Annotated in this window: 21 protein-coding genes and 2 pseudogenes; 7 read left to right on the top strand and 16 right to left on the bottom strand. The window is 37.2% G+C overall.

The features are described 5' to 3' along the window. Nucleotides 1-22: 22 nt before the first annotated feature. Both IGJ39_RS05095 and IGJ39_RS05090 read right to left on the bottom strand, forming a co-directional pair. A complete protein-coding gene (locus tag IGJ39_RS05095) occupies nucleotides 23-463 on the bottom strand; it encodes a universal stress protein (RefSeq protein WP_010735813.1) in 441 nt (146 codons plus the stop codon). Between the two features lie 195 nt (nucleotides 464-658). After that, nucleotides 659-2,056, bottom strand: coding sequence for a glycoside hydrolase family 1 protein (locus IGJ39_RS05090; protein WP_195339303.1), 1,398 nt, complete (start codon nucleotides 2,054-2,056; stop codon nucleotides 659-661). Between the two features lie 153 nt (nucleotides 2,057-2,209). Between IGJ39_RS05090 and celB the strand changes: the two genes are divergently transcribed. The 4 genes from celB (at nucleotide 2,210) to IGJ39_RS05070 (ending at nucleotide 6,359) form a co-directional block, all read left to right on the top strand. Next, nucleotides 2,210-3,481, top strand: a complete 1,272-nt coding sequence (gene celB, locus IGJ39_RS05085; protein ID WP_019723475.1) for a PTS cellobiose transporter subunit IIC — start codon at nucleotides 2,210-2,212, stop codon at nucleotides 3,479-3,481. 303 nt (nucleotides 3,482-3,784) lie between these two features. After that, nucleotides 3,785-4,507 carry a GntR family transcriptional regulator gene (locus IGJ39_RS05080; RefSeq protein WP_023519447.1) on the top strand — a complete coding sequence of 241 codons (723 nt, stop codon included), beginning with the start codon at nucleotides 3,785-3,787 and terminating at the stop codon, nucleotides 4,505-4,507. Between the two features lie 251 nt (nucleotides 4,508-4,758). Next, nucleotides 4,759-5,736, top strand: coding sequence for a ring-cleaving dioxygenase (locus tag IGJ39_RS05075; protein ID WP_195339302.1), 978 nt, complete (start codon nucleotides 4,759-4,761; stop codon nucleotides 5,734-5,736). Nucleotides 5,737-5,756: 20 nt separating this feature from the next. Next, nucleotides 5,757-6,359 (top strand): alpha/beta hydrolase, encoded by a 603-nt coding sequence (locus IGJ39_RS05070; protein WP_195339301.1) that lies wholly within the window; start codon nucleotides 5,757-5,759, stop codon nucleotides 6,357-6,359. A gap of 207 nt (nucleotides 6,360-6,566) precedes the next feature. Here IGJ39_RS05070 and IGJ39_RS05065 read toward each other — a convergent pair whose 3' ends face one another. From IGJ39_RS05065 to IGJ39_RS05045, 5 genes are all read right to left on the bottom strand, one after another. Continuing rightward, on the bottom strand, nucleotides 6,567-6,830 hold the full coding sequence (locus IGJ39_RS05065; protein WP_071866319.1) for a hypothetical protein: 264 nt from the start codon (nucleotides 6,828-6,830) through the stop codon (nucleotides 6,567-6,569). Between the two features lie 372 nt (nucleotides 6,831-7,202). Further along, nucleotides 7,203-7,508, bottom strand: a complete 306-nt coding sequence (locus tag IGJ39_RS05060) for a hypothetical protein (RefSeq protein WP_195339300.1) — start codon at nucleotides 7,506-7,508, stop codon at nucleotides 7,203-7,205. 9 nt (nucleotides 7,509-7,517) lie between these two features. Continuing rightward, the gene (locus IGJ39_RS05055) at nucleotides 7,518-8,765 is read right to left on the bottom strand and encodes a lipase (RefSeq protein ID WP_195339299.1); all 1,248 of its coding nucleotides are present in this window, start codon (nucleotides 8,763-8,765) and stop codon (nucleotides 7,518-7,520) included. Further along, nucleotides 8,762-9,169, bottom strand: coding sequence for a hypothetical protein (locus IGJ39_RS05050; RefSeq protein ID WP_195339298.1), 408 nt, complete (start codon nucleotides 9,167-9,169; stop codon nucleotides 8,762-8,764). The genes IGJ39_RS05055 and IGJ39_RS05050 overlap by 4 nt, the downstream gene beginning before the upstream one ends. Before the next feature lie 57 nt (nucleotides 9,170-9,226). Then, nucleotides 9,227-9,634: a hypothetical protein gene (locus IGJ39_RS05045; RefSeq protein WP_065095647.1), complete on the bottom strand. Its 408-nt coding sequence runs from the start codon at nucleotides 9,632-9,634 to the stop codon at nucleotides 9,227-9,229. A gap of 464 nt (nucleotides 9,635-10,098) precedes the next feature. Here IGJ39_RS05045 and IGJ39_RS05040 point away from each other — a divergent pair, with 464 nt between their 5' ends. After that, nucleotides 10,099-11,319, top strand: coding sequence for an MFS transporter (locus IGJ39_RS05040; protein ID WP_066025603.1), 1,221 nt, complete (start codon nucleotides 10,099-10,101; stop codon nucleotides 11,317-11,319). 117 nt (nucleotides 11,320-11,436) lie between these two features. On the opposite strand, the gene IGJ39_RS05035 is transcribed toward IGJ39_RS05040, so the two are convergent. From IGJ39_RS05035 to IGJ39_RS05010, 6 genes and pseudogenes are all read right to left on the bottom strand, one after another. Continuing rightward, the gene (locus tag IGJ39_RS05035) at nucleotides 11,437-12,099 is read right to left on the bottom strand and encodes a DUF624 domain-containing protein (protein WP_066025602.1); all 663 of its coding nucleotides are present in this window, start codon (nucleotides 12,097-12,099) and stop codon (nucleotides 11,437-11,439) included. A gap of 85 nt (nucleotides 12,100-12,184) precedes the next feature. Further along, a pseudogene (locus IGJ39_RS05030) lies at nucleotides 12,185-12,307 on the bottom strand (sugar ABC transporter permease); the annotation flags it as partial. Between the two features lie 219 nt (nucleotides 12,308-12,526). Beyond that, nucleotides 12,527-13,792, bottom strand: a pseudogene (locus tag IGJ39_RS05025) (ABC transporter substrate-binding protein). Between the two features lie 35 nt (nucleotides 13,793-13,827). Continuing rightward, complete coding sequence (locus tag IGJ39_RS05020) at nucleotides 13,828-14,961, bottom strand: glycoside hydrolase family 88 protein (protein WP_141687174.1); 1,134 nt, start codon at nucleotides 14,959-14,961, stop codon at nucleotides 13,828-13,830. Between the two features lie 11 nt (nucleotides 14,962-14,972). Beyond that, nucleotides 14,973-16,760, bottom strand: a complete 1,788-nt coding sequence (locus IGJ39_RS05015) for a DUF2264 domain-containing protein (RefSeq protein WP_195339296.1) — start codon at nucleotides 16,758-16,760, stop codon at nucleotides 14,973-14,975. Beyond that, nucleotides 16,669-16,974: a hypothetical protein gene (locus IGJ39_RS05010; RefSeq protein ID WP_181265011.1), complete on the bottom strand. Its 306-nt coding sequence runs from the start codon at nucleotides 16,972-16,974 to the stop codon at nucleotides 16,669-16,671. Before IGJ39_RS05010 ends, IGJ39_RS05015 begins: the two co-directional genes overlap by 92 nt. A 331-nt stretch (nucleotides 16,975-17,305) precedes the next feature. On the opposite strand from IGJ39_RS05010, the gene IGJ39_RS05005 reads away from it, so the two are divergent. Further along, complete coding sequence (locus IGJ39_RS05005) at nucleotides 17,306-18,361, top strand: LacI family DNA-binding transcriptional regulator (RefSeq protein WP_066025597.1); 1,056 nt, start codon at nucleotides 17,306-17,308, stop codon at nucleotides 18,359-18,361. A gap of 181 nt (nucleotides 18,362-18,542) precedes the next feature. On the opposite strand, the gene IGJ39_RS05000 is transcribed toward IGJ39_RS05005, so the two are convergent. Together IGJ39_RS05000 and IGJ39_RS04995 are read right to left on the bottom strand one after the other, a co-directional pair. Further along, complete coding sequence (locus IGJ39_RS05000) at nucleotides 18,543-20,216, bottom strand: heparinase II/III family protein (RefSeq protein ID WP_195339295.1); 1,674 nt, start codon at nucleotides 20,214-20,216, stop codon at nucleotides 18,543-18,545. Between the two features lie 3 nt (nucleotides 20,217-20,219). Next, complete coding sequence (locus tag IGJ39_RS04995) at nucleotides 20,220-21,068, bottom strand: discoidin domain-containing protein (protein WP_066025595.1); 849 nt, start codon at nucleotides 21,066-21,068, stop codon at nucleotides 20,220-20,222. A 595-nt stretch (nucleotides 21,069-21,663) separates the two neighbouring features. Here IGJ39_RS04995 and IGJ39_RS04990 point away from each other — a divergent pair. Beyond that, a complete protein-coding gene (locus IGJ39_RS04990; protein ID WP_195339294.1) occupies nucleotides 21,664-23,175 on the top strand; it encodes a helix-turn-helix domain-containing protein in 1,512 nt (503 codons plus the stop codon). Between the two features lie 951 nt (nucleotides 23,176-24,126). Here the strand turns inward: IGJ39_RS04990 and IGJ39_RS04985 are convergent. Next, on the bottom strand, nucleotides 24,127-24,537 hold the full coding sequence (locus IGJ39_RS04985; RefSeq protein ID WP_438764250.1) for a hypothetical protein: 411 nt from the start codon (nucleotides 24,535-24,537) through the stop codon (nucleotides 24,127-24,129). Between the last annotated feature and the right edge of the window lie 518 nt (nucleotides 24,538-25,055).

The raw sequence follows: 25,055 nt of genomic DNA, 5'->3' as shown, positions 1-25,055 counted from the left end.
TAAATAGTTCGAACAACATCTTCTATTTTACTACTAATACATTGCATTTCGCGTGATTTACCACATAAGAAGTCGTTGAACCAACCAATGCACGTTCAACGGCGTTTAACCCAGTCGCCCCCATGACGATCAAGTCAATTGGCTCTTCTGACTCGTTGAAGTTTGCGATCAATGTTTTAGGATAACCGTATAACACATATGTTTTAATATCCGTCAAACCTTTTTCGATCGCTAGATTTTGATGTTCCTTCATTTGTTTGTCTGCCACTTCATCTAACTCTTCTTGTAAACTTGTTGTGACAAAAGCAAAGTCACCAAAATAATTCCCTGACACCTCATTTACATACAAGATGTGTAATTTTGCTTGATTTCGTTTTGCTGTTGCGATTGCTTCAATAAATGCTTTTTCTGATTTTTCTGAACCGTCGATTGCTACTAAAATATTTTTATACGTATCTACCATTGAAACCGCCTCCTTCTTTTCTTTTAGTGTAGCACGATTAGAAACGAAGAACAATTCTTATGGATATGGTTCAAAAGCCCATGGCTCCAACAGAAAAAATAAGGCAGAAAATCTAATTTTTAGATTCACCGCCTTATTTCAAAATAACTTATCCCATTCATTTAGTTATAAAATAATTGATTTTTAAGCCATTAATTAAGCGTCAAAACCATTATTTGTTGCTACTTCTTTAAACCAGTATCCTGATTTTTTGATCGTCCGTTTCCCATCTTGATCTAGATCGACTGCGATAAAGCCATAACGGTTTTTATACGCATTTGTCCATGACCAGTTATCCATACATGTCCACATATGATACCCTAAACAATTTGTTCCTTCTTGAATGGCTTGATGCACATATTTCAAATGATCTGTCACAAACTCGATACGATAATCATCTTCGATCATGCCTTGTTCATTTACGTAGCGCTCTTCCCCTTCGACACCCATGCCATTTTCAGAGATAAAGCATTTGATATTGCCATAATTTTCTCTCGTATTCGTCAAGATATCATAGATACCTTTCTCATAAATTTCCCAACCACGATAAGGATTCATTTTTTTATTCGGCATATCGTAGTTATCGAAATAATCATCTGGTAACGGCGCACGATCTTTGTCGATCGGTGTTTCTTTCGCTTTGATCCGTCGTGGTTGATAGTAATTGATTCCTAATAGATCCACTTTATTTTCTTGGATGATCGTTAAATCTCCTTCTTCCATTACAGGCATGATATCCAATTCTTTGACGATCTCGATCAACTCTTGTGGAAATTCACCTTTTACTGCTGGATCAAGGAATGAGCGATTGAAAAAAGCATCCGCAATCGCCGCAGCTTTCACATCGTCCGCATTATTTTCGTCACGTGGATAACTTGGTGTCAAGTTCAAGATAATACCGATCTCTCCATCTTGTCCTGTTTCATGGTAGATCTGAATCGCCTTTGCACTTGCTAAGTTTTCGTGGAAACCCACTTGAACTGCTTCTTTGAAGTTCACATGATTTGGATAGTGGAACTGATAAAGATAGCCACCTTCTACAGGGACGATCGGCTCATTGTGCGTAAACCATTTCTTCACAAGATCGCCGAATAACTCAAAACATGTTTTGGCATACTCAGCATAAGCATCAACAGTCTCTCTTGCTAACCAGCCACCTTTTTCTTGTAAAGGCATCGGCATATCAAAATGGAAGAGATTGACGAAGGGTTCAATACCATTTTCAATCAGTTCTTCAAAATACGTACGATAGAAAGTGACTGCTTGCTCATTTACTTTCCCTGTACCATTAGGAAGCAAACGACTCCACTGGATCGATGTTCGGAACGTATTATGACCAGTCGCTTTCATCAATGCGACATCCTCTTTATACTTCGTGTAGACTTGAGAAGTCTTGCTTGGCCCTACTTGGTTAAAAAACTTCTCAGGCTCCAAGTCGTACCAATGATCCCAAATATTTTCTCCTTTTCCATCTCCTGCTACACGTCCTTCTGTTTGTGGTCCACTAGCAGCTGAGCCCCACCAAAAATTTTCTGGAAATACATAATTCGTCATGTTAAGTCCCTCACTTATTTTTCTTTTGATAACGTAATCATACCAAACTATAAAAATAAATCAATACTTTTTAAATAAATGACTAGACATTTATCCAGATTGAAGTTATACTCATTTTGTAATCGATTGCAAATTATAATAGAGGTGAATAAAATGAACGGTTTTATGGATAAACTTGCTCAGAAAATCATGCCTTTAGCGAACCTACTAGGGCAAAATCGTTACTTGACAGTGTTACGGGATGCATTTATGTTATCGTTTCCTTTAACGATGTTCGGATCGATTGTTGTCGTTTTCAATAACTTACCTTTCTTTAGTGATGCGACTAAAGGAACGTTGTCTAGCTTATTTGGAAATGGACAAAATGCAACAATGAGTATCATGTCTGTCTTTGTTACTTTTGGTATTGGCTATTATTTATCTAAATCATATGATGTAGAAGGTATTTTTGGAGGGGCTGTCTCATTCGCCAGCTTCTTGATCTTAACACCTTTCGTCATGACAACTGTTGGTGGCGAAGAAGTATCAGGTGTGTTGACTCTTGATCGCTTAGGTGCAAAAGGAATGTTCATCGGTATGATCGCAGCTTTCATCGCCGGTGAAATCTATTGCCGAATCACTAAACGTGGTTGGCAAATCAAAATGCCTGCAAGCGTACCACCAGCTGTGACGAAATCATTTGCTGCGTTGATCCCAGCAGTGGTTACTTTAACTGTCTTCTTGATCATCAATGCAGTGATGACTGGTGTCTTCCACGCAAACTTGCATGATGTGGTTTACGAAGTTATCCAAAAACCATTGACTGGTTTAGGAAGTAGTTTACCTGCAACTTTAATTGCTTTGTTCTTTGTACAATTCTTATGGTTCTTTGGTCTTCATGGTCAAATCATTGTCAACTCTGTGATGGACCCGATTTGGAACACACTAATGCTTGATAACTTAGAAGCATATCAAAATGGTCAAGAATTGCCACACATCATCACAAAACCATTTATGGAAACATTCACTGTCGGAATCGGTGGCTCAGGTATGACTTTAGCAGTTGTACTATTGATGGCCTTTGTTTTGAAGAAAAAACAATATCGTGATGTCGGTCGTTTAGCTCTTGCACCAGGAATCTTCAACGTGAATGAGCCAGCAATTTTTGGTTTACCGATCGTATTGAACGCAACTATTTTGATTCCTTGGGTTGTCGCACCATTAGTCGTAACAACGTTCAACTACCTTGTAATGGCAGCAGGTATCGTACCAGCGCCAACTGGTGTCTCCGTTCCATGGACAGTGCCAATCATCGCGAGTGGTGTCTTAGCCACAAACTCATGGTTAGGTGGCTTACTCCAAGTGATCGATTTTGTGATCGTTGCAGTTATCTGGTATCCGTTCTTGATGATCTTGGATAAACAACCTGATATGGATGTTGTTTGATCCTATACTAAAGGAATGTAGTATTTGAAGTTGAAATAAACATATTCACGAACAATAATCAAAGAAGCATCCACGAAAATTTGCTCGTTGCATTTTCATGGGTGCTTCTTTAAGTTTTGAAACATACATAAATTGGTATTTTATTGATCGCAATGAGCAACTGTCCTCTATAAAACATCAGTCAGCTATTTCCCGTACCAAAATTAAAAAGTAAATTCTCTGATAAAGCTATCCGTGCTTCTCATGCTTTTATTGGTTGTCGGCGCTATGATCTTTCGTTATACTCAAAGTGAGGTGAAAAACGTGCCAAAATATGAAGAAATCGCAAATGTCCTAAGAGATCGAATTCGTTCAAAAAAATATCCACCAAATAGTTTTTTACCAAATCAGGTGGATCTAGTCGAAGAATTCAACGCTAGTCGAATGACGATCAAAAAAGCCATCAACATCTTAGCCATGGAAGGACTCGTTTATTCTCAAAGAGGGTCTGGAACTAAGATTTTAAGCCATCCTTATTTAAACAAAGATACTTCTCCAGCTAATGAATACGAAGGATTAAGTTTACAAATGAAACGCCGACAACGCTCGCTGACAAGTCAGATCATTCAATTCGATGTTGAGTTTCCTAATGCTTTTATTCAAGAACGCTTGATGATCGATGCGGAACAGCCTGTGTATAATATTCATCGCCTACGTATCTTAGATGATGAACCGTATATTCTAGAACATACTTTTATGCCAGTTCAACTTGTTCCAGGTTTAAAGAAAGAGCATCTCCTATCATCGATCTATGATTATTTGCACAAAGAACTCAATGTCCATTTTGCCGGAGCCTATCGCGCGATCTCAGCAGATAAAAGCTCTGCATTTGATCAACAATATTTGAATTGTGCAGAGACCGATCCAGTTCTTGAAGTCCAGCAAGTAGTCTATCTAAAAGATGGTCAACCCATCGAGTATTCCTCAAGCCGTAATCGCTTTGATGTCCGTAACTATTCACTGTTGGATGTCCGTGGAAATCAATAAGCATTCTGACTTTTCCTATCGTCATTTCATCTAAGCAACGTCTACGATCTTACTATCGTGAGCGTTGCTTTTTTATATCGTCTTAGCTGACTACACCTCTTCCTCTCATTAAATCGAGCGAACAATATTCCAGAAGCAACCTCTCTTTCAACTAGCAAGACATATTTATTGCAAAATTTTTGGTGACGCCCTATACTAACTTTAACAACATTTACTTACTTTTTGTAAGTTAAAAGAAAAGAGGATAAATTATGGATACAACAATCAGAGGCGTCCACCATGTGACAGCAATGACATCTAGCGCAGCAAAAATCTATCGCTTCTTTACAGACATTTTAGGCATGCGTTTGATCAAAAAGACAGTGAATCAAGATGATATTGAAACTTACCACTTATATTTCACCGACGAACATGGCTCTGCCGGTACAGATATGACCTTTTTTGATTTTCCCAACCAGCCAAAAGGAACGAAAGGAACGGATACGATCGCGCGCACTTCTTTTCGTGTTCCATCCGATACAGCATTAGAGTATTGGTTGGCTCGCTTTGAAAAATACCAAATCACTCATTCTGAGATCAAAGAACGTTTTGGTAAGAAATATCTTGAATTTGAAGATTTCGATGAACAAGCGTATCAATTGATTTCGGATGAAAAAAATAGCGGCGTTCCTGCGGGTGTTCCTTGGAAAAACAGTAGTATACCGACAGACGTGGCAATCACTGGACTTGGTCCGGTCATCGTACGTGTGAGTGATCTTGAGCCGATCCGAACAGTATTGCTGGCCTTACTCGGTTTTAAAGAAATCGAACAAGTGGATGATTTTTATTTATTTGAAGTCGGTGCTGGTGGAAACGGCGCTAGTATCATCGTCGAACATCGTGCCGATCTACCCAAAGCCATCGAAGGGTACGGCAATGTCCATCACCTCGCTTTACGCGTCGCTGATCATGAAGCACTACAGTTTTGGATCAATAAAATCAACCAAACGTCCCTACCTAGCTCTGGATTTGTTGATCGCTTTTACTTTGAATCTGAGTATTTCTTAGCTTCTACTCATGTCTTATTTGAATTAGCCACCGATGGCCCTGGATTCTTTGGAGATGAACCCGCTGAAACAGCTGGAGAGATCCTTGCTTTGCCACCATTATTAGAAGCAAAAAGAAAAGAAATCGAAGCGTATGTTCGACCTTTTGACACGCGTGATGCAAACCAAAAACGGGTAGATTAACGACGACAGGAGTGAGCCATTTGAAGTATCTTTACAGAGAAGGGAAACCAAAACAAAAAAAATTGATCTTACTTCATGGGACTGGTGGAGATGAACACTCGCTTTTAGAAATTGCAGAGTTTCTTGCACCTGAAAGTACACTTTTATCCTTTAGAGGGAATATCAACGAGCAAGGGATGAATCGTTTTTTTAAAAGAAACGGCTTGAATCAATTCGATTATGACAGTTTAGCTGAAGAATCCTCAAATCTGTTAAATGAAATCAAAACAATCAGCCACTCCCATGAGATTCCATTAACAGATTGGATCGTTGTCGGTTTTTCAAACGGAGCAAATATTGCCGCTCATATCATGTTGGCTCAACAGACAGAACTAAAAAAAGGGCTCTTCTTTCACCCGATGTCCTTAGATGACTATCAGGAAAAATCAGAACTCCCTGACACTTCTGTCTGGTTATCCTTTGGCGAAGGAGATCCAATTGTTTCTAATACTTCATTTAGTCATTTAGTTCGCGAATTTGATTTACGAGGCGCCAAAGTAACAACACAAATCACAGATCAAGGACATCAATTGACAATGGATGAGTTGACCCATGCCAAGCAATGGCTTGATACTTTAGACTAATGCATCGCGTGTTTTTTGAAACGAAATCCATCATCCAACATCGAAAAAGAACTTGGGAAAACAAATCGTTTTCTCAAGTTCTTTTTTACATTTTAACTCCACTTGTTGGACGAGGTAGCTTGCAGTTCGGATAAATCAATTATAAAAAGAAACACAGAGTGAACAGCCCGCCAAACTAACACTTATTATTCTCATGATAACACTGATTTATTCAAACACTTTCAATTCTTTTTCTTGTTCATCGAATACTTCTATTACCTTTTTGGCAAATCCTCCTTTTAAAGAATTTTCTAACTGATCACGACTACTAGAAAATGAATTTTCCGCTTCCTTTACCGCATCCTTATGGGTTTTATCCGTCGTTTTCTTTTCTGCCGCTAATTTTCCCTGCATGGCAATTCCCACAGTTTGGACATTCCATCGCTCTAAAGTTTTTCTTAATTCATTTAACAAATCTTCTAATTCATCCATGACTTCCCGTTGCCAAAAATCTATAATTAGTTCCTCAAGATAAAGTTATCTAACATCTAATTTATAGAGATTATATATTTTGACAAACTAGTTTCCTCCTTATCTACCTCTTATTTTTGAGAGACTTTACGCTATAACCAACGAAAGCGCTCCTCAATCATTCTTAAATTCCTCTTTTGATTGATACATTTTTATAGACTAATCTATATGAGACAATTGCCAAATATAGAAAATCCGAATTTCAAAACTCCACTTTCATTGAGTAAAGCAGAATGAACTTTTAGTATAATTTCTCCTCAACCACAAGATAAGCATTATTGATCCATTTAAAATGACATGTGGGTATGTTTTTATGTAATTATTGCTCTTTTATCACTGATTGAACTTTCGATAAGCCGCTTGATACTCTCGTTCTAAATCATCGAATCGTTGATGTAACTGACGTCGTTCTGAATTTAGCGCTGACTTATATTGCTCTTCTGCAATCTGATATTGTTTCCTTGCTCTCATCAATGGTTCGTTATCAAGGGCTAACCCATTTAGACTTCGCCTTAACAGTTGTTCAGATTGTTCAACTACTTCTTCTCCTTTTCGGTTGAAATAACGCAACAAGTCTTCCTCTTCTTCTAGTTTGATTCGTTTTCTCTGATAGTCTGCTTGCAACTCTTCAATCGTCATTTTCTTCCCTCATCCCTTTAGTTGATTGGCTAATTCTTGATCTCGTGCGACTAAATCATCGATTTTATTTTTGATTTCTTTCGCCAATTCGTCATAGCGTTCGCCTTTTCGTCTGGCTTTTTGGATTCTTTGTTGACATTTTTCCTTTGGCGTCATTACGTGTGTTTCCCATGTCACGCCAACAGATGCCAATGTTTCTTTTACTTCCCAAGCACTTAAAGAAGGTGCAGCATGTTCCGCTCTTCGTATCTCTTCTGCCCAATTCATTTCGATTCGTTCAATACTACTCTGATTGATTCGAATGACTTCTTCCATTGCACTTTTAGTTTTTCGTCCCATTGTTTCTACAACTACCTTTGTTTGACTATGATTCAAATAAATTCGCTCATTCGCTGATAAATGTCCTCCACTCGCAGTAAACTTCTCACGCCATTTTTTCAACGTACCCAAATGACTTGAGAAATCACTCATTGCTTTATGTTTTTCCTGTTGTATACTTGCTTTCGTATTATAGTCGTTCTCTGGAATGATTAGATTTCCGTATTTATCAAACCTCCAAATATCTAAACCATGATAATCAAACGGATTAATTAACCCCATTTCCATACTTATTTTTATTTCTGCGCCTGTTCCATCTCCCATGAGATTGCCAATCAATTCATCCCCACGATTACGATAATTCGTCAACATCCCCGGATTTTCCTTTATCCATTTTTTTGCTTCTGGAGATAATAGTTCGTAAGGATCTGGTCCATTGAACCCAACATTTTTCCATTGGTTTTCAGCTGCGACATACAAGGCTAGATACTGTCCTAATGAATGTCCAGTTGTAGAAATTTCGGCATCTTTATACTCATTCTTTACCTCTTTCGCAAACTCAGTAGCGGACGTCAATTGACCCAAAAAACGTGCTTGCCTGGTTACTAAAGAAACCACTCGATTATCTGAGCCATCGAAAAGACCAATAATCGTTCGTAAGTCTGTTTCTAGATCCTTAAAATCCGATGTATTTGTTCCTGCATAAGAAATCACTACTTGGGAAGTATCAACGTTACCTTTTTCATCCAGCGGAGCAACTGCCATAGCTTGCATGCCATCTGTTTTAGAGTTTTCTTTAAGTTTTAGTATTTTGAATGTAGTCCCACCAAATTTCCTTACTGTGTCTTCTTTTAAAGTAGGGTCATATTTTTTGTTTTTAGGATCTAGACGGTATACTTGATTACTTATTTTATTATAGTTCTTATCAGTAATTATCATACATACTCCTCCTTACTATTGGAATAAATCACTTTTACTTTATTCTTAGTAATTCCTTCAACTTGTATACTTCTATCTTCAATTCCGTATGTATCAATTTCTCTACTATTCTTTGAAAAATCATACGAAAAATAAACAGCCTGTCCTTTTGTGTTTCTCATAGTGACGAGCATGCCATACGAACCTGTCATATTGTCATATCCTGTTTGTTCAATTTTTACTTCTGCAATATCCGCAAATGTATTTTTCAAAGCTTGAACCGATTGTTTCTCCACTGCTAACAATTCTTGGGCTTTTCTTTCTTCTCTCTTATCCATATATACTTTCCCTCCAATTATAATTATTACCAAACTGAGCATGACTGTGATACCTATTAACAGTTGTTTATTCATTCGTTTTTTCATAATTCCTCTCGCTTCTTAGACTATCGCCAATATACCAAACTGGCTATTTCACAAGAATCATCCCTCTTCTTCCTGACCATTACTATAAGTTACTTTTATTTTTCTTGTGGTTATTCCTTCTTTTTGTATATCTATATCTTCTATTCCATAAGCGCCTAATTTATTTGTTTGTGATATAAAGCCATAATCAAAATAGACTGACTCTCCTTTAGTATTTGTCATTGTGACCATTGCTCCATAAAATCCAGTCATATCATTTCTATCAAATTGTTCAATTTTCACTTCTGCAATATCCACAAATGTATTTTTCAAAGCTTGAACCGACTGTTTCTCTACTGCTAACAATTCTTGCGCTTTTCTTTCTTCTCTCTTATCGATGTATACTTTCCCGCCGATTCCAATCATTACCAAACTGATCAGCACTGCTATGCCTATTACAAGTCGTTTGTTTATTTGTTTTCTCATCTATTCCTCTTTTCCTTTCAAAAACAAAGTTTCGCTTCTCTATTTAATAGATACGTCAAATACAATCAAAAAACGAAAAACTTGAGAACATCCTACAAACAATTTATCAGCTATCCCCCACCAGATAACATCGTTATTTAATATCTGTTTATTTTTATGTAAATCCAAATTCAATGCGATTGATTCATCTTTATATTAGAAGTTTTAATTTCACCACTAAATCTTAGAACGATTGATTATGTCACTCATCCTATCATTTTCACATTGTTATTTATTACATTCCTAATAAAAGATCTTTTTAGTATCATAATCGTTTGCATGAGTACTTCCCTCCTATTTGTTCTTTACAAATTTTTTTAGATATGATAAATTCATGTCAGCAATTAGGACACATTCTCCGAAAAACCCTTTTGGGCATATAAATTGTTAAGCACATGATTTATATAAAAAGGGAGAGAATACAAATGTCAAAAACTATTTATGATGAAAAGAATTGGAAAACGAACATAGCATACTTACTAACTTCGCAAGCCATCTCAATGATCGGAACGATGTTAGTACAGTATGCTATTATTTGGCATGTCACATTATCAACACAATCAGGAACGATGGTTGGTTTGATGAGCGCTCTTGGCATCTTGCCAATGATCGTAGTCATGCCTTTTGCGGGAGCACTTGCTGATCATTACGATCGAAAAATAATCGCCATTTTATCTGATAGTTGCGTCGCACTCGCTTCTTTATTCATGGCGATCCTGTTCGTTGTGAACAACGCGATGGAGAAAAATCTTCTTTTATTATTGGGGTTGATATTCATTCGCTCTGTAGGCCAAGGATTTCAAACGCCTGCTGTTTCTTCGATCATTCCACAAATCGCCAAAGAAAAGCACTTAGTAAGGATCAACGGCATTGATCAAACGATCCAAGCTGTGATGATGCTTGCAAGTCCTGCATTAGCAGCGACATTACTGACCGTTTTACCTTTAGAGATGATATTGATGATCGACTTTGTGACAGCAGTTATCGGTGTGACTATGCTGTTTTTCCGAGTAACAATTCCCCCATTGAAATCTCTAGAAACAAATAAAATAAACGTGTTATCCGAAATAAACTCAGGTATCAAATACCTCCGTACTCATAAAATCCTGCTCGCACTGATCCTTGTTGGTTTTATGGGCAGTATATTTTCTACACCTGCTGCCAATTTAGCGCCATTACAAATCACTCGTAATTTCCATGATGGAATATGGCAACTATCGGCAGTTGAAATTGGGTTTGCTTCAGGAATGCTGGTTGGCGGATCAGTGATGAGTACATGGGGAGGCTTTAAAAATAAAATCCATACGATTGCACTGGGCTATTCATTGTTGGTCATCCCTTTTATTTTGTTAGGTGTGGCATCAAATTTCTGGCTGTATTTCGCCATGATGATAGCAATTGGTTTTGTTGTACCTATCTCACGAACTGCCATGGTTTCATTCTTTCAAGCAAAAACGGATAACGCACATATGGGGCGTGTGATGAGCTTAGTAACGATGGCGATCAGTAGTGCTTCTCCAGCTACGATGTTGATACTGGGACCATTATCTGATATAGTTTCAATCGATTGGATAATGATTGGAAGCGGACTACTACTGATGCCACTTATCCTATGGCTAGTAGTTGGAAAAAACTTTCGATGCTAATATCGATTGACCTTTTCCGTTTTTCTTCAAACCACGGATAAATCAATAGCCCCCCAAAGTCAGATTTTGATCGAACTTTGAGGAGCTACTTCTCTTTTCAATTTTTTTCTTCAATAGCTATTGATTTAGCTCTCGATATGTCTGCTTGCAGTTAAGATAAACCAAACCTAAAAATAAATTTGGTGTGAGCAAGAAGCCAAACTGTGGTTTAACGACCATCACGATTAGCAAAAGAACCAACAAAACAGCGTTCAATAGACTGATGTACCATTTTTTCAATACATAATATAGTGATACATGGTAGATTTTTCGTATGGAGATCTTCGGATTCTTTACTTGGAGATAAAAGTTATTGATTATCAGGCTAATCGCCAAAATGATCAATAAGAAAAAGAAAGGAATGAGCCATTTTCCGATTGGTTGGTGCATGAAAAAAAGGATATCGACAAAAGCAATCACGATTACAAGATAGCCTGGACCACCTAAGTACATACTTTTTTTCCATAACGAGCGATACAATTGAAAAAAAGTTTTGATTGGAACTTCGTTTTCTTGGATTCCTTCGACGAACCAGGCAAAAATTGTCATGGTGGCAGGTAAGAAAAAAAACAGACTTCCTAAGAAAAAGAGGCTATTCCTGATATCGATCGCAGTGGTTACTACGACAAAAAAAAATGGGAGATTCACAAGTAATAAGCATAGATTGCCCGCCAGAAAACAATATGCTAAACGAAACAGCTTCATGTAAACGTTCGTTTCAAATGTTTGCTTTTTAAACATAGTCTTTCCTTTCTATCCTTTGACCCCAGAAGAAGCAATACCTTCAACAAAATATTTTTGCATGGCTAAAAAGACAATCGCAAAATGAAAAAACAACAGGTACTAAAGTAAAAATCAAAAATCCAATAAAATTTGGCGCAATAAATGACCAAGCAATCAACGTATTTTTACGTTTTAGTTTACGTGAAGCTGACTTCGTTACTTCCATAGCTTGATGTCAAAAAAACCAATTGGTTCTTTTAACGCTCCCCCTTTCATTAAAGGCAATAACAGGTATTCCTGTTAGCTATACACTGAAGGCGCAGAGAAAGCTACTTCAGCATATAGTTGACAAGATAGCGGAGGAAAATCATTTATCCCCCTTATTTATTTGATATGAAAATGAAAGAAATCTTACACCTTCAAGACAAAATTGCCACACACCTTTTTATTCACTTTCTTGTTTTACTCGTTTTTCCATATTACCAATTGCTTCTTTTGGTGTTTCGTCTCCTACTAAAATCAGTTCATGTTCTTCTTGTAAAATCTTATCGATAGCTGGTCCGTTTTCATCCACTGGAAACTCAATAGCGATCTTCTCCGGATTGAAAGCTGTTTGTGAGACTTCGTCATTTGGCATTCCGTTGCGGCTAAAGTACAACTCATTGATCGCATCTGTTCGATAAGAAGGTACTACACCTACTTCTGCTAATACTTTAGCTCCCGCTTCACCCGAACAAAAATCAAGGAATTTTTGCGCTAGTTCTTGTTCTTTCGAGTTCTTATTGATTGCAAAGGCTGTTGGTGACCCAAATGTTTGGATTTCCTTTCCTTTTTCATTTTGTGGCATTTGAGAAATCCCCCACTCCACATCTGTTGTTCCAGCATCGATATTAGTCAACAAAGCGCCCATGTACTAAGAGCCCATATACATCATGGCTGCCTTGGAGTTTTCAAATTGAGATTGATAGGTCACATTCGTCGACTTGGCCGTACCAAAATCCATCTGTGCTTGGTCTTCTTGCATCCGCAATACACGGTCATAGTACTCACCTAAAAATCCATAATCTGGCTCCACCAGATTTTTATTATTTTGCGCAGCAGCAATCGCTTGAACAGTCGAACGCCACGTATGTTGGTATGCACCGTATACTTGCTCTTCTGGTTTTGAAAGTTCTTTCGCTAATTCTTCGTATTCTTCCCAAGTCAGATTATCTGGATAAGGCAATCCTGCCTCATCAAATAACTTTTTATTATAATAAAGCACCCAAAAGTCTGTACGATACGGTTGCGCATAGGTTTTTCCATCAATATCATACATCTCGTAGCTTTCCATGGCAGGGTCTGTGTCTAAATCTTTGATGTGGGAAGACAGATCGACTAATTGATCTCTTAATGCATAGTTGGAATAAGACAAGAGATTTTTCATCGTCAACACGTCTGTCGAATCTCCGCTAGCTAACATCGTGGTCAGTTTCGTATCATAATCATCTGAAGCAATATCTACTGGTTTCACTGTTACCCCAGGATTTTCCTTTTCAAATGCCCGAAAAAGTTTGTCAAATTCTGGCGTAGTGTCATAATTCCATGTACTGACTGTCAACACCGTTCCGTCCGTTTGATCTTGTGCTTGGTTTTCATTTCCGCAGGCCCCCAACCATAGCCCCCCACTAACAAGTAATCCAGCAACTAAACTTTTTTTCCAAAACTTCATATTCCAATTCCCTCCATTTCTTTCATCTTAGTTTTTTACCAGTAACTGTACCAAACTTTTTTCAGTCTTATCAGGGCTTCTACATAGTAGTAATCCCCCCAGATCATGCACTCCTTCACTCCTTTATTTGATTTTTTGTCATAGACTCCTTCAAGTAACAAGCCGTTCGATTGTGGCGAATCCACACTTGTATAATTAGTTGATAACGTTTTCATAATTACGATAGCAACAGTCTGATAATATTCTTTTTTCGAATCGCTTAATGGCAGTTGCTTCGCCAGTTCCAATAAACCACACACTGCGATTGCCGCAGCGGAAGTGTCTCTTTCTTCACCACTGCCATCATGAAATACTAAATCCCAATAACAGATAGTGTCTTCTGGTAAGCAGTCGATGAAATAGTCAGCCAGTTTTTTGGCTGTTTCTAAAAACGTGTAATCACCTGTATGATTATAACTCAGTGTAAAGCCATAGATTCCCCATGCTTGCCCACGCGCCCAACAAGAATCATCTGAAAACCCTTGTTGTGTCTTACCACCGATTGCTTTGCCAGTTTTCGGATCAAAATAATACGTATGATATGTCGTAAAATTATCACGAACGATGTAACGTTGTGTTTGTTTGGCATGGGCATAGGCAGCTTCTTTATAACTGCTCTCTCCCGTCATATTAGATGCAAAATACAGAAGCGGTAAGTTCATCAGACAATCGATGATCATACGCCCACGTTGGTGCGCATCCTTTAAATCTCCCCAAGCTTGAATGATCTGTGTATTAACGTCATAACGCTTCATCAGCCGATCCGCTGCTTGAATTGCTAATTCTTTTGAAGATTCCCGTCGGTTCACTTGATAATCAGCGACTGCTGAGAGTGTGTACAAAAAACCGATATCGTGCGTTTCAAGCGCAATGTCATTTTCAAGGCGTTGACGAAAAGATACCAATTGTTTTTCGATCGTTGCATCAACCGCTTGGTCATTCGTCAGTTCTTTTACTAGGAAGAGCATCCCTATCCAAAAACTAGCTGTCCAATCCGTGTTCTCCTCTGGAACGTAGACAAGGTCTACGCTCGCAGCAGGTGGTACGGTATCTTGAAAAAGTGTCAGATTTTTTTTGACTTTATTAGTTACAAAATCAATTTCATGTGTCAACCAATCAAATTGTGTCATTCCTACCTCCATTATCTAATCGTTAGTTCGATCGTTTGATTCTTTTGTTGGATCAGTAATTTTTGTCCTTTTTGCTCAATAACTGGCTGGATCACTGTTTCACCAGGTAAAGTCCCTGAAACAAGGGATACAAGCAAGTGTTTGCCTGAGGAGATCTCAGCTGAGACAAAAGGTAACATCGTACGTGGGTAAAAGAGATTCGTATTTGGTTCCGTTCGCACGACATCTGCTTTTTCATATCCGATGATTCCTTCGATCTTCGATGTTCCGATACTTGTTTTTGCTTCGATACTTAACGCATCTCCTTTTGGTAAAGTCTGTTCGAGAGGGACACTAAAACCTCCATCATGTGCTTCTATAGGAGCAGTTGTGTCAATTTCATGGACTCTGACGTGACAGTTTTCCAATGGAACGATCGTGGAATAGATTTTGACGTCTTCCCACGGAGACCATTCATGGATGATACGATCAGATAGAACAGAAAAATCTAGGTCTAACCCTTTCGGACGGAAATAATGACCATCTTTTGCCAAAGCTAACGTACTGTCGTAAGCACCTTCGTAATACCAATAATCAGATTTTGGGACACTGAAACCGAAACGTGTCGAATAGACGAATTTATTATATTTGGCATGTGGGAAGCTTTGCTGATTGACAAACTGCCCAGCTGGGAAAGCTTGAAGATGCGTCAATGACTGATTGTACTGGTAAAAATTTTTACTTTCCGGCAATGCTAGCGTCTTTTCTTCAATTTGTAGTGGACATATATCTGCTTGCCAATACGGATGATCATCAGGTACAGCCAATAAGAGAAAACTCTTCATTGCCCAATAAGGAGAACCCGGTCCGTTATACCCTTCTCCAAACACTAGATTTTGATAATGATATCCAACAGTTAGAAGCCCATCTGTCGAGAAAATCTCTTTATCCATCCAGTTTTCTAAATGACGACTAAGCAACCCTTTGATCTCACCCCAAGGGAGTGCTTCCACATCCGCGAACACCAAGGCACTGAAAAAGCTCGCTTGGGCAAAGCGGTATGTCAAGCTACGACCAAAAGGTAATGCTTCGCCATTAGCATCAAACCAATATTTAAATGTTTGAGCAAAAAGAACGGCCCGCTCTTTGATCCGTTTTGTGCGGACTGGATCTTCCTCTGCCATAAAATGGGCATATACTAAGCTGTAATAATGGATCGCAAATGAGACGTAGTAATCATATTGCGTATCTGCCCCATCAAAATACCAACCATTGTCATTGTAAAAATGCTCGATCACTTCAAAATCTTGATCGATTTGTTGCTGTGAATAGGATTTGCCACATTTTTTCAATGCGATATTCACCAAGATACGGAAAAAATACCAATTATTTTTAGGTATCTTACGCGAATTGACTGTGAATAACCATTCTGCCAAGTTCGTCTGTTCCATCGAAGTTAAACGTCCCCAGATTTTTTCAGGATTCAAAAGTAACGTCGTACTTATTGAAGCCATCTCGACAATCAACTGGTCATAGTCTGTTACTGTCCCCCAATACTCATCACTCTGTGGATCAGTCCCTGCAACGATTCCTTTCAGATAATCAGATGCTAATTCGGCATCATCTTCGTCGACCAGATAAGGACCAAATCCCCAGAGTGGTCGTAAAAATGCTTCAACTTCTCTTGTTGCCTCTGAATAGACGGTGCCATGTGTTCCTAGTTTTAATTTACCCGGTTGATTTTTGTAATAAGGACGTAACGGTGCCATTAACTGGCGAAAATTTTCTTGCCATTGTTTTTTTGTACGAAATTGTTGCATGTATATTCTCCCTTTCAATTAAAAATCCTTTGATAAACCCATAATATTCTCCGTAAACGATCACTTCATCGCCCACATTGATTGATGCTGCTTGTTCATTGAATACTTGGTAATCACTGGAACCACTTCTTAGAATAAAGCGATCGCCTTTTTCTATTTGTTCTTGACCATCTGATCGTATAATTTTTCCTTCGATTTTTACCCACTGATGCAATGGAACCTCTGCTGACTGATATTCTTTTTCAGTAAAAACATGCGCCTTTTGCTGGATTTCTTCTTTGATTTGATTTTCAAAAGCCTTCTCTTGTTGTCGACTATTTGTTTGACATCCTGTACAAAAACTAACGATAAAAATGAATTGTAATCCGAAGAGAAATCGTTTGATTTGGCTCCCCTCCTAATGAAATCGTTTTCTTTTACTAAATTTTACCTAAAATTAGTAAAAAGTCAACATTTTTTTGGTAAAAAAATAAATATTTTTACTTGCCTTTTTACTGAAATTACCTATACTATAATTAATAAAGTCTATTATCCGGAGGTAGCTTATGGCGACGATCACCGACATCGCAAAGGAAGCAGGCGTATCGATTTCTACTGTTTCACGCGTTTTGAATTATGATGATACACTCTCAGCAACTGAAGAAACAAAACGTAAAGTCTTCGAAATTGCAGAAAAGCTGAACTACACTAAATATAAAAAGAAGGCAAAAAAAAATGGCAATTCCCACTCAGCAAATGAACTGTTGAAAAAAAAAGGTGTCCTTGGTTTGATTACTTGGCGCACGAGTGACGAAGAACTAGAAGATATTTATTACATGTCCATTCGTTTAGCTGCCGAAAAACGTGCAGTAGAACTTGGCTATCACGTCATTAACTTTTCCCAAAACGAACAACATCAAATCCAAGCAGTCGATGGCATCTTAGCAATCGGTAAATTCACGCAAGAAAAAATTGATGAATTAAATACTACTGCGCCAAATCTATGCGTCGTCGGATCAAATTTTCCTTTTCACGATTATGACTGTGTCAATACTGATTTTGGTCAAGCCACTGAAGTCGCACTTACTCATCTCTTAGATTTAGGACATAAAAAGATTGCCTATATCGGTGCAGAAGAAAGTGCCAATCTCTACGGGTATCGAACCTACAAAACACCAACGACTAATACGTATATCGATATGATGAAACATCATCAGCTATTCGACGAAAAATATTTTTTCGTAAAAGAAAATAGTTCTCTTGACGTCAAAACGAGTGAATCACTGACAGAAAAAGCCTTAGCACAATGGCAAGACGATCTACCGACTGCCATTTTAGCCGCAAATGATGCTTTTGCTATCGGTATCATCCATACATTGAATGCTCATCAGATCCAAGTACCTAAACAGATCAGCGTGATGGGTATCAATGATTTATCGATTTCTCGCTACATCACGCCACCCCTTTCAACGGTCAGAGCTTATACAGAGGAAATGGGCGAAACAGGCATCAATCTTTTACACGAACGTATCCACTCCCCTGGTATTGCGAAACGAATCCTATTAGATACAGAATTAATCGTCCGTGGCTCAACTACCCCACCAAATAAAAAGAACTCATGATAGATAGATGAACTTCCGATAAATAAGCTAGAAAACCCGAATTTTTAAAACTTTGGGGTTTTCTAGCTTATTTACGAAGGAATTGCTTCTGAAACACCATTTATTCACTTGCGAGGATGTGTGTGACACTAGCTCATTCCATTAAACAAGTCCCACGCTTACCGCTGATAATCACGTGTCCTCATTTACTTTTGATCGCAATCTTGATCTGGATTGTTTCTTCTTTCAGCAACTGATAAGTCGCTTGGATCAGCGTAGCTTCATTTTTTTGGCCATAGTGATCATAATAACTTTCTCTGATCAATTGCACAGGTTTTGAAAAATACATCTCACACTTTTCTTTTTCTCCTGTGATACATACCGTTTTCCCTATAACTTCCACTGGATTCGTCGTTATAAAATTTTCAATAACTAACTGATTTTCTGTTTCGAATGTAAATACATCACTCAGAACAAGTTGTCGTTTCGAACGATCCACTTCTATTGTCCGATCCATCTGGCGTAGTCCTATCTGCGAAGGATACGTGGAAGCCAATTCTGTCTTGAAGACTCCACCAGTTCGCGTTGATTGAAAACTCGTATGTTCTGCCGCAACAGCTCCAGGTAATTGGTAACTGTTCGCAACGATAGGAATGCTATGCCCAAGTGCGCTGTTCACTAAGAAAAGATAACGTGTTTTTTCATCAAAGTAATCTTTTGTATACTCTCCCGCTCCAAGATCAGTAAGAAATAAGTCTTCTCTCGTACCAAATACGAAATGACCAATATCCATATGATTATGGCTTTCATCATTTCGTCCTCCCTTTGCTGCAAACACCAAATTTTCTTTCGAAGATTGAAGAACGCCCCATGCTACATCCTCAAAATATTGAAGGACTTCTTTTTGATCATTCACAATATGTCTTTTTGACCAGAGTAAATTACGTAATAAAGGGGCAAAACGATAACAATGATCAAAATCTAAGTCATTGATTCTCACAACTTCGGGAATTGCGACATGGAACCTTTCCTGACAGAAACTCAATAATCCACTTGGTAACTCCGCTGGGTGGTAGTCGGAAAACGGTATAGCCTCTGTTTCAGCGAGCATCACATCATTAGGGAAAGCCGCGATTTTTTTCACTTTATCACCCAACAGATAGCGGTCATCATCATAAACTTGTTGGTACTTTTCTGCAAAATAAATATAATAACCAAATCCATATGCCCAATAGCTGACGCCTTCCTCACATGCGCCATCCATCCCAAAACTTCGTAAATAAGAGGCCATACAACGATCTACCTTCCTCAATATCTCCGCTTGTGATTCACCACCTTTTTCTTGTATATCCAAGGCAGCCATACCAATCGAACCACCTACAACCGCACTCCAATTGTTTTCAAATGATTCAAACGGCCATGTGTTTGTTACAAAAGGAACGAAGAGTCGTCGATCGACTTCCGACCGGATTCGAAACGTCAATAGTTCAGATAATTCTTTCTCAAACAACTTGACTATCTCTGCTAACATTTGTCCTGTCTCAGCTGCAAATAAATCAATCCATGTCGCGGAATCCACACGAAAGTGATTCGCTTCAATTGGTAAATGAGCTGGTAAACTCCAACTATACTCATTGCAGATCTCCCACAAAACTTGTTCTAACCCTTCAACTACTTCGGCTTCTTTTTTTTGCAATAAGGACAACGCCAAAACTGTGGCATGTTTACGTCTTGCAAAGTAAGCCTTCTCAAAAACCAATCGCTCTCCAGTCATCAAAAACTCTCTATACCCTGAGACTGGCAACTCAGGAACTACTTTATTCATAAGATACTCTTTTTTGGCTTCTGACAGTTGCTTCAAAAAGTATTTTTTCATTGCTTATCCTTTCATCGGCTGATCATTCATGCCCCACAATTCAATTTGCGTCAATGCAGGAAACGGCGATGGGTCATTCGCTTGAATAAGATCACAAAAGCGAATAGCTTTGGTCTTTCTTGCACTAAATGAAAAATATTGTGGTTGAGCTGTTTTTTTAGTCGCAAACGTTTCACTAGTTCCATCGTCAAACTGAATCGTCACATTCGTCCAGTAACTATCATGGGGAAAGTCTGCTCGCCATGTAAAACCAACTTTATCCAATTGGACCTCTCGACCAAAATCAATCGTCAAAGCTGCATCAGCTTGCTGATTGATGCCCCAAGATTGAAATGGGTATGAACCATGAGAATGATTCGCGTATACACCATCAATCGCATTACACGCAAAGAAAGTGGCATCATTTCTCGTTTCCACATTTGCACTCGCATGTGGATACGCACCAGTTTCTTCTTTTTGATCATGCGGATTCAACGCTAAATTACGATACATCCTCACTTCCTCTTCAGAGGCACAATGAACACTTAGATAATGTCGTCCCCCAGAAAAACGAGTCTCCGGTCTGGCTTTGATACGATTGGAATGAAATGAAACTTCATAGGTCCATTTATTTCCCGGTAGATAGATCAGTGAACTTTCTAAAGTTTCATCTAGTTTGACCCATAGGTACCTCCCAGATTCATCCATTTCGACAACAATTTGATCTCCTTCTTGGTACTCAAATTTTCTCATAGACAAATGCACAAAATTTTCTGCTGTCACAACCAAATCTTTTTCTATTTCTTCTTCTCCTTGAAAACTTTTTCTTGGAACGCTTTCTTTATCATAAACCGCTAATGTTAACTTCGCCATTTCACTACCCCCTAGTGATCATTTTTATCTATTATAACGTGACTGGCAAGAAAAGAAAACGATTTATTTTACTAAATATTTAGTAATTTAATTTTCGTTATTTAGTTAGAAATACTATTTCCATTTCTAATAAATTCAGATTCAAACTTGTTACTACTGCTAAAACTTAGTGTTACCAACTGAATATCTCACTACATATTTATATCCATAAAATAAGTTTTTATTTAAAATAAGATTAGATTAAGCAAATAAATAACCTTATATTGCTAACTAAAATTACACAAAATCAATTATATTCATTATTAAATTTAAGCACAATGAGATTCAACATAACGTTTTATCTATTTAAAATAATATTTCATCTAATTCACAAATGAATTTCACCGCTTAAAAATAAGTTTTATCAAAGATAATGCCAAAAAAAGCCGAGGAAATCATCGCTCATCGACAATAGTTAAATAAAAATGTGAGAATAATGATAAAAAGATTGATTAAATTTTAAATAACTAATAAACTATTAGTAATAACTATATTTCATCTTCTAAAGTGTACTTATTATCAAATTCTACATTTGTCTTAAAGAAAGGTTTCTCTCATGAATAATTTACCTATGACATTACAATTAGATAATCAATTCAAACGACAGTATAACTTACTACAATTTATACGTACGCACCAAAGTAAGAATTTAACCCTTAGTGATCTATCACAAAAGTTAGGAACTTCAAAACCAACTTTACGAAAAGATATCGATATTATCAATCATTCCTTACCTACGATTGATTTTCAGATTACTTACAATGAACAAGGATTCTTACAAATAGATCCTCAAGAAATCTCTGTCGATTCAGTCATTACTATACTAGCTAAAGATACAACCATTTATCGTATGATGGATCTATTGCTTCATAACAAAACGTATAGTACAGAACAATTATCGGACTACTTGATGATCTCTCGTAGTTCAATTTTCAATATCATTCGTCATATGAATGAAGTACTGAAAGAGTATCGCATATCGATAGCAACCGGTCCGCTCACTTTTATTGGCAAAGAAGAAGATATTCGTTTTTTACTTTTTTCTTTTTATTCAAGCTTTGGTGATAGTCAAATCATCGATTCTGATAGCAATCATCATGCGCAATCAATTATCGCTCATGGTCGAAAAAGTGGGATAACTTTTCTACATTTTAGCCATTTTCGTTTTTCACTTTGGTTATCGATTGCTAAAGTTAGAGGGCAGTCTAAAAATTTTTGTCACTTTAACAATAGCACCGTTGCTTTAGTCAAAAAAAATCGAGGCTATCAGTTGATTGAACATCTGATTGCCTCCTACTATTCTTCACTCTTCAAGCTAACGATTCCTGAATCAGAATCACTATGGCTGTATCTTGTTTTTTTACATTGTGTCTCTTATTCAAATTGGCAAGGATTAGATGAAGAACGCACCTACGCCTTTCGTTGTCAAGAAGGCGCAGTGGTGGTCAATGCAGTCCAACGTTTTTTATTACAGGTTTTTCCAAAACAGATGCTGGATAATGGTGCTTTAGATAAAATCGAAGCCTTCTTGATCAATACGAGATTACTCTCAAAGATGAGCCCGTCATATGAAATGACCTCTGTTGCTTTGATTGATTTAATGAAAGAAAAATACCCAGAGCTTTTTCACCTTTGGCTTCAGCATTTAGAGCGATTAAAAGTACATCCGATGTTTGAGTTCACACATCTTGATCATTTAGCTGCTAGCCTGACCACGTTCCATGCAACGATTTTAAAGATCAACTCACAACAACCTCTGAGGGTCATCGTAGCACTACAAAGTTGTCCCTCGATGGACGATTATATTATTCAAGAAGCAGAATTACTCTTCTTGCGACAAATCTCAGTCAAATTTTTGATTGAACAACCAGTGACAAAAAAAGAAATAAATGATCATCAAGCCAACCTGATCATCTGCAACTATGATCTACATGTAAACGAAGATTTCCCGTGTCCGATTCACCGTTTGCCTAATATTCCTACACAAGACGACTGGACGCTTCTAATGGATAGAATCACTCATTTAAATTCAGCCACTTCCACAACAAACTATACAGGCTATTTTTAATCCCTTGGATATTTATTTATAAAAAATACCCATTGAATTATTTTGAGATTTCAAATAATTCATTGGGTATTTTTCCTGGCGTATATTATCCGTTCGTATATATGTCTCAATACCGACAACGTCAAACAAAGAAAAAAGCACCAACGTATAGACTGCGTTAGTGCCAAAATACCGGCGGCCGGGGTCGTCGAACCGGCACGATCGTGAGAATACCAGATTGTGAATCTCACTGCTCTTTTTACTATAATTCGATCTGATAAAAATAAATAAGCCTATACTGACTTTTAGTCGATTTAAACAAGTTATGGGTTAACCATCCCTATTATTTTAATTTAGATGATTGCTGCCCTCTTGTCTTTATTGATAAGTTGGGGTAATTGATTTATTTCTCCAGCATAGATGAATGGCCTAAAATGCGTTTCACTCTAGATCAATCGACGATTTTTTCTTTTTTCTATACAGCAGTATATATGGAACTATACAAGCTAATATATTTAACAAAAGGACACCTATCCGCTTTATTGCAATTAAATATAATGAAAAATAATGTAGACCTTCAGCTATAATCTCAAATAAAAGAGTAAAACCAGAATGAGTATACAAAAATGTGATCATCAAATTAAAACATAGAACAATCGTATAAACAACTAGTGAAGTGAGCTTGATCCATTTGTTGTGATTTCCTAAAAAAAGTGTGCTTATAAATCCACCAATTATTGTTACAATTGTAGCAATTACCAGTATATTATCAACAAATTGTATATTACTATCATACTTAATTATATTTTCTATTGATAAGACTATCAGTAAGAATATTATTGGAATGGTCGAGTTAACTACAGCTATTTTCTGATAATCTAATCTATTTTTAGCCCGATTTTTCACTTTTAGAATTTTTATGTCTGTGAGCGTTCGATATAAACTAACAACTGTTCTCTCTTCATCAAGTATTTATATGTGTTTAGCCAAAATCATCAATATTACTGATAAAATATAATATATGATCAACAATCCGATAGTAATAAGCTTTAATGAAACATTTGCTGGGATTGAAGTGACGCCCGCCTCATCCAAATAGATAATATTTGGAGCAATACTTAGTACAATAATCCATAGTAGCAATGTCCCAGTACTCATATTAAAAAGGAACATAGATTTTGAGTGGAAATTCCTTCGATAAGGTAATATTAGATTTAACCACGGCAATAAGAATACAAATAAATACAATCCGAATGACAAATAAACAATCCAAAAATATGCCCCACTCAATAAATAGAATTTAGCTACCTGAGCGGTTCCAAGAGCAAGAATAGCAGTTGAACCTAAAGCAACCACGATTCTCCAGCTTTTTTTAAGATTCATTTTTTTATGTATCCCATCAAGTACATCGTAGATATGTATTTTTGTAATAATATCATGTAGAACCATGGTAATGATCCATTGTACTGCAGTGATACATAGATAAATAATGGGAAAAAGCCACACTAAAACAAAAAAAATTTCATCATCTCCTTCATTAATATCCTTTCTTTATCTTGTATTTTAGTAATATTTAGCAATCAATTATACTCAGTTTTGAATAAATGAAAGAAAGTATACACCTAACTAAAATCACCAACAGGATACTCACTCTTAATAAGTATGAATAATCTATATCTATGATATTAAATCAATATCCATTGGTTGTAAACACCATAACATTTTGTAACCCTATTGATTAGACGAATGGTTCAAAATGACTATCTCTATATATAGATGATAGGATTTTACCTAACGTTTGAATCTATATATAACGTGCAACAGGTAATTGTCTTTTTCTATCTTTATAATAATGAGAGAAACTTCGAAAAATCAGCAATCATAAAAATATTTTTTCATCA

Origin of the sequence: Enterococcus sp. AZ140 (assembly GCF_051714405.1) — a bacterium.
GTDB lineage: Bacteria > Bacillota > Bacilli > Lactobacillales > Enterococcaceae > Enterococcus_B > Enterococcus_B pernyi.
This window is presented reverse-complemented; position numbering and strand designations above follow the sequence as displayed.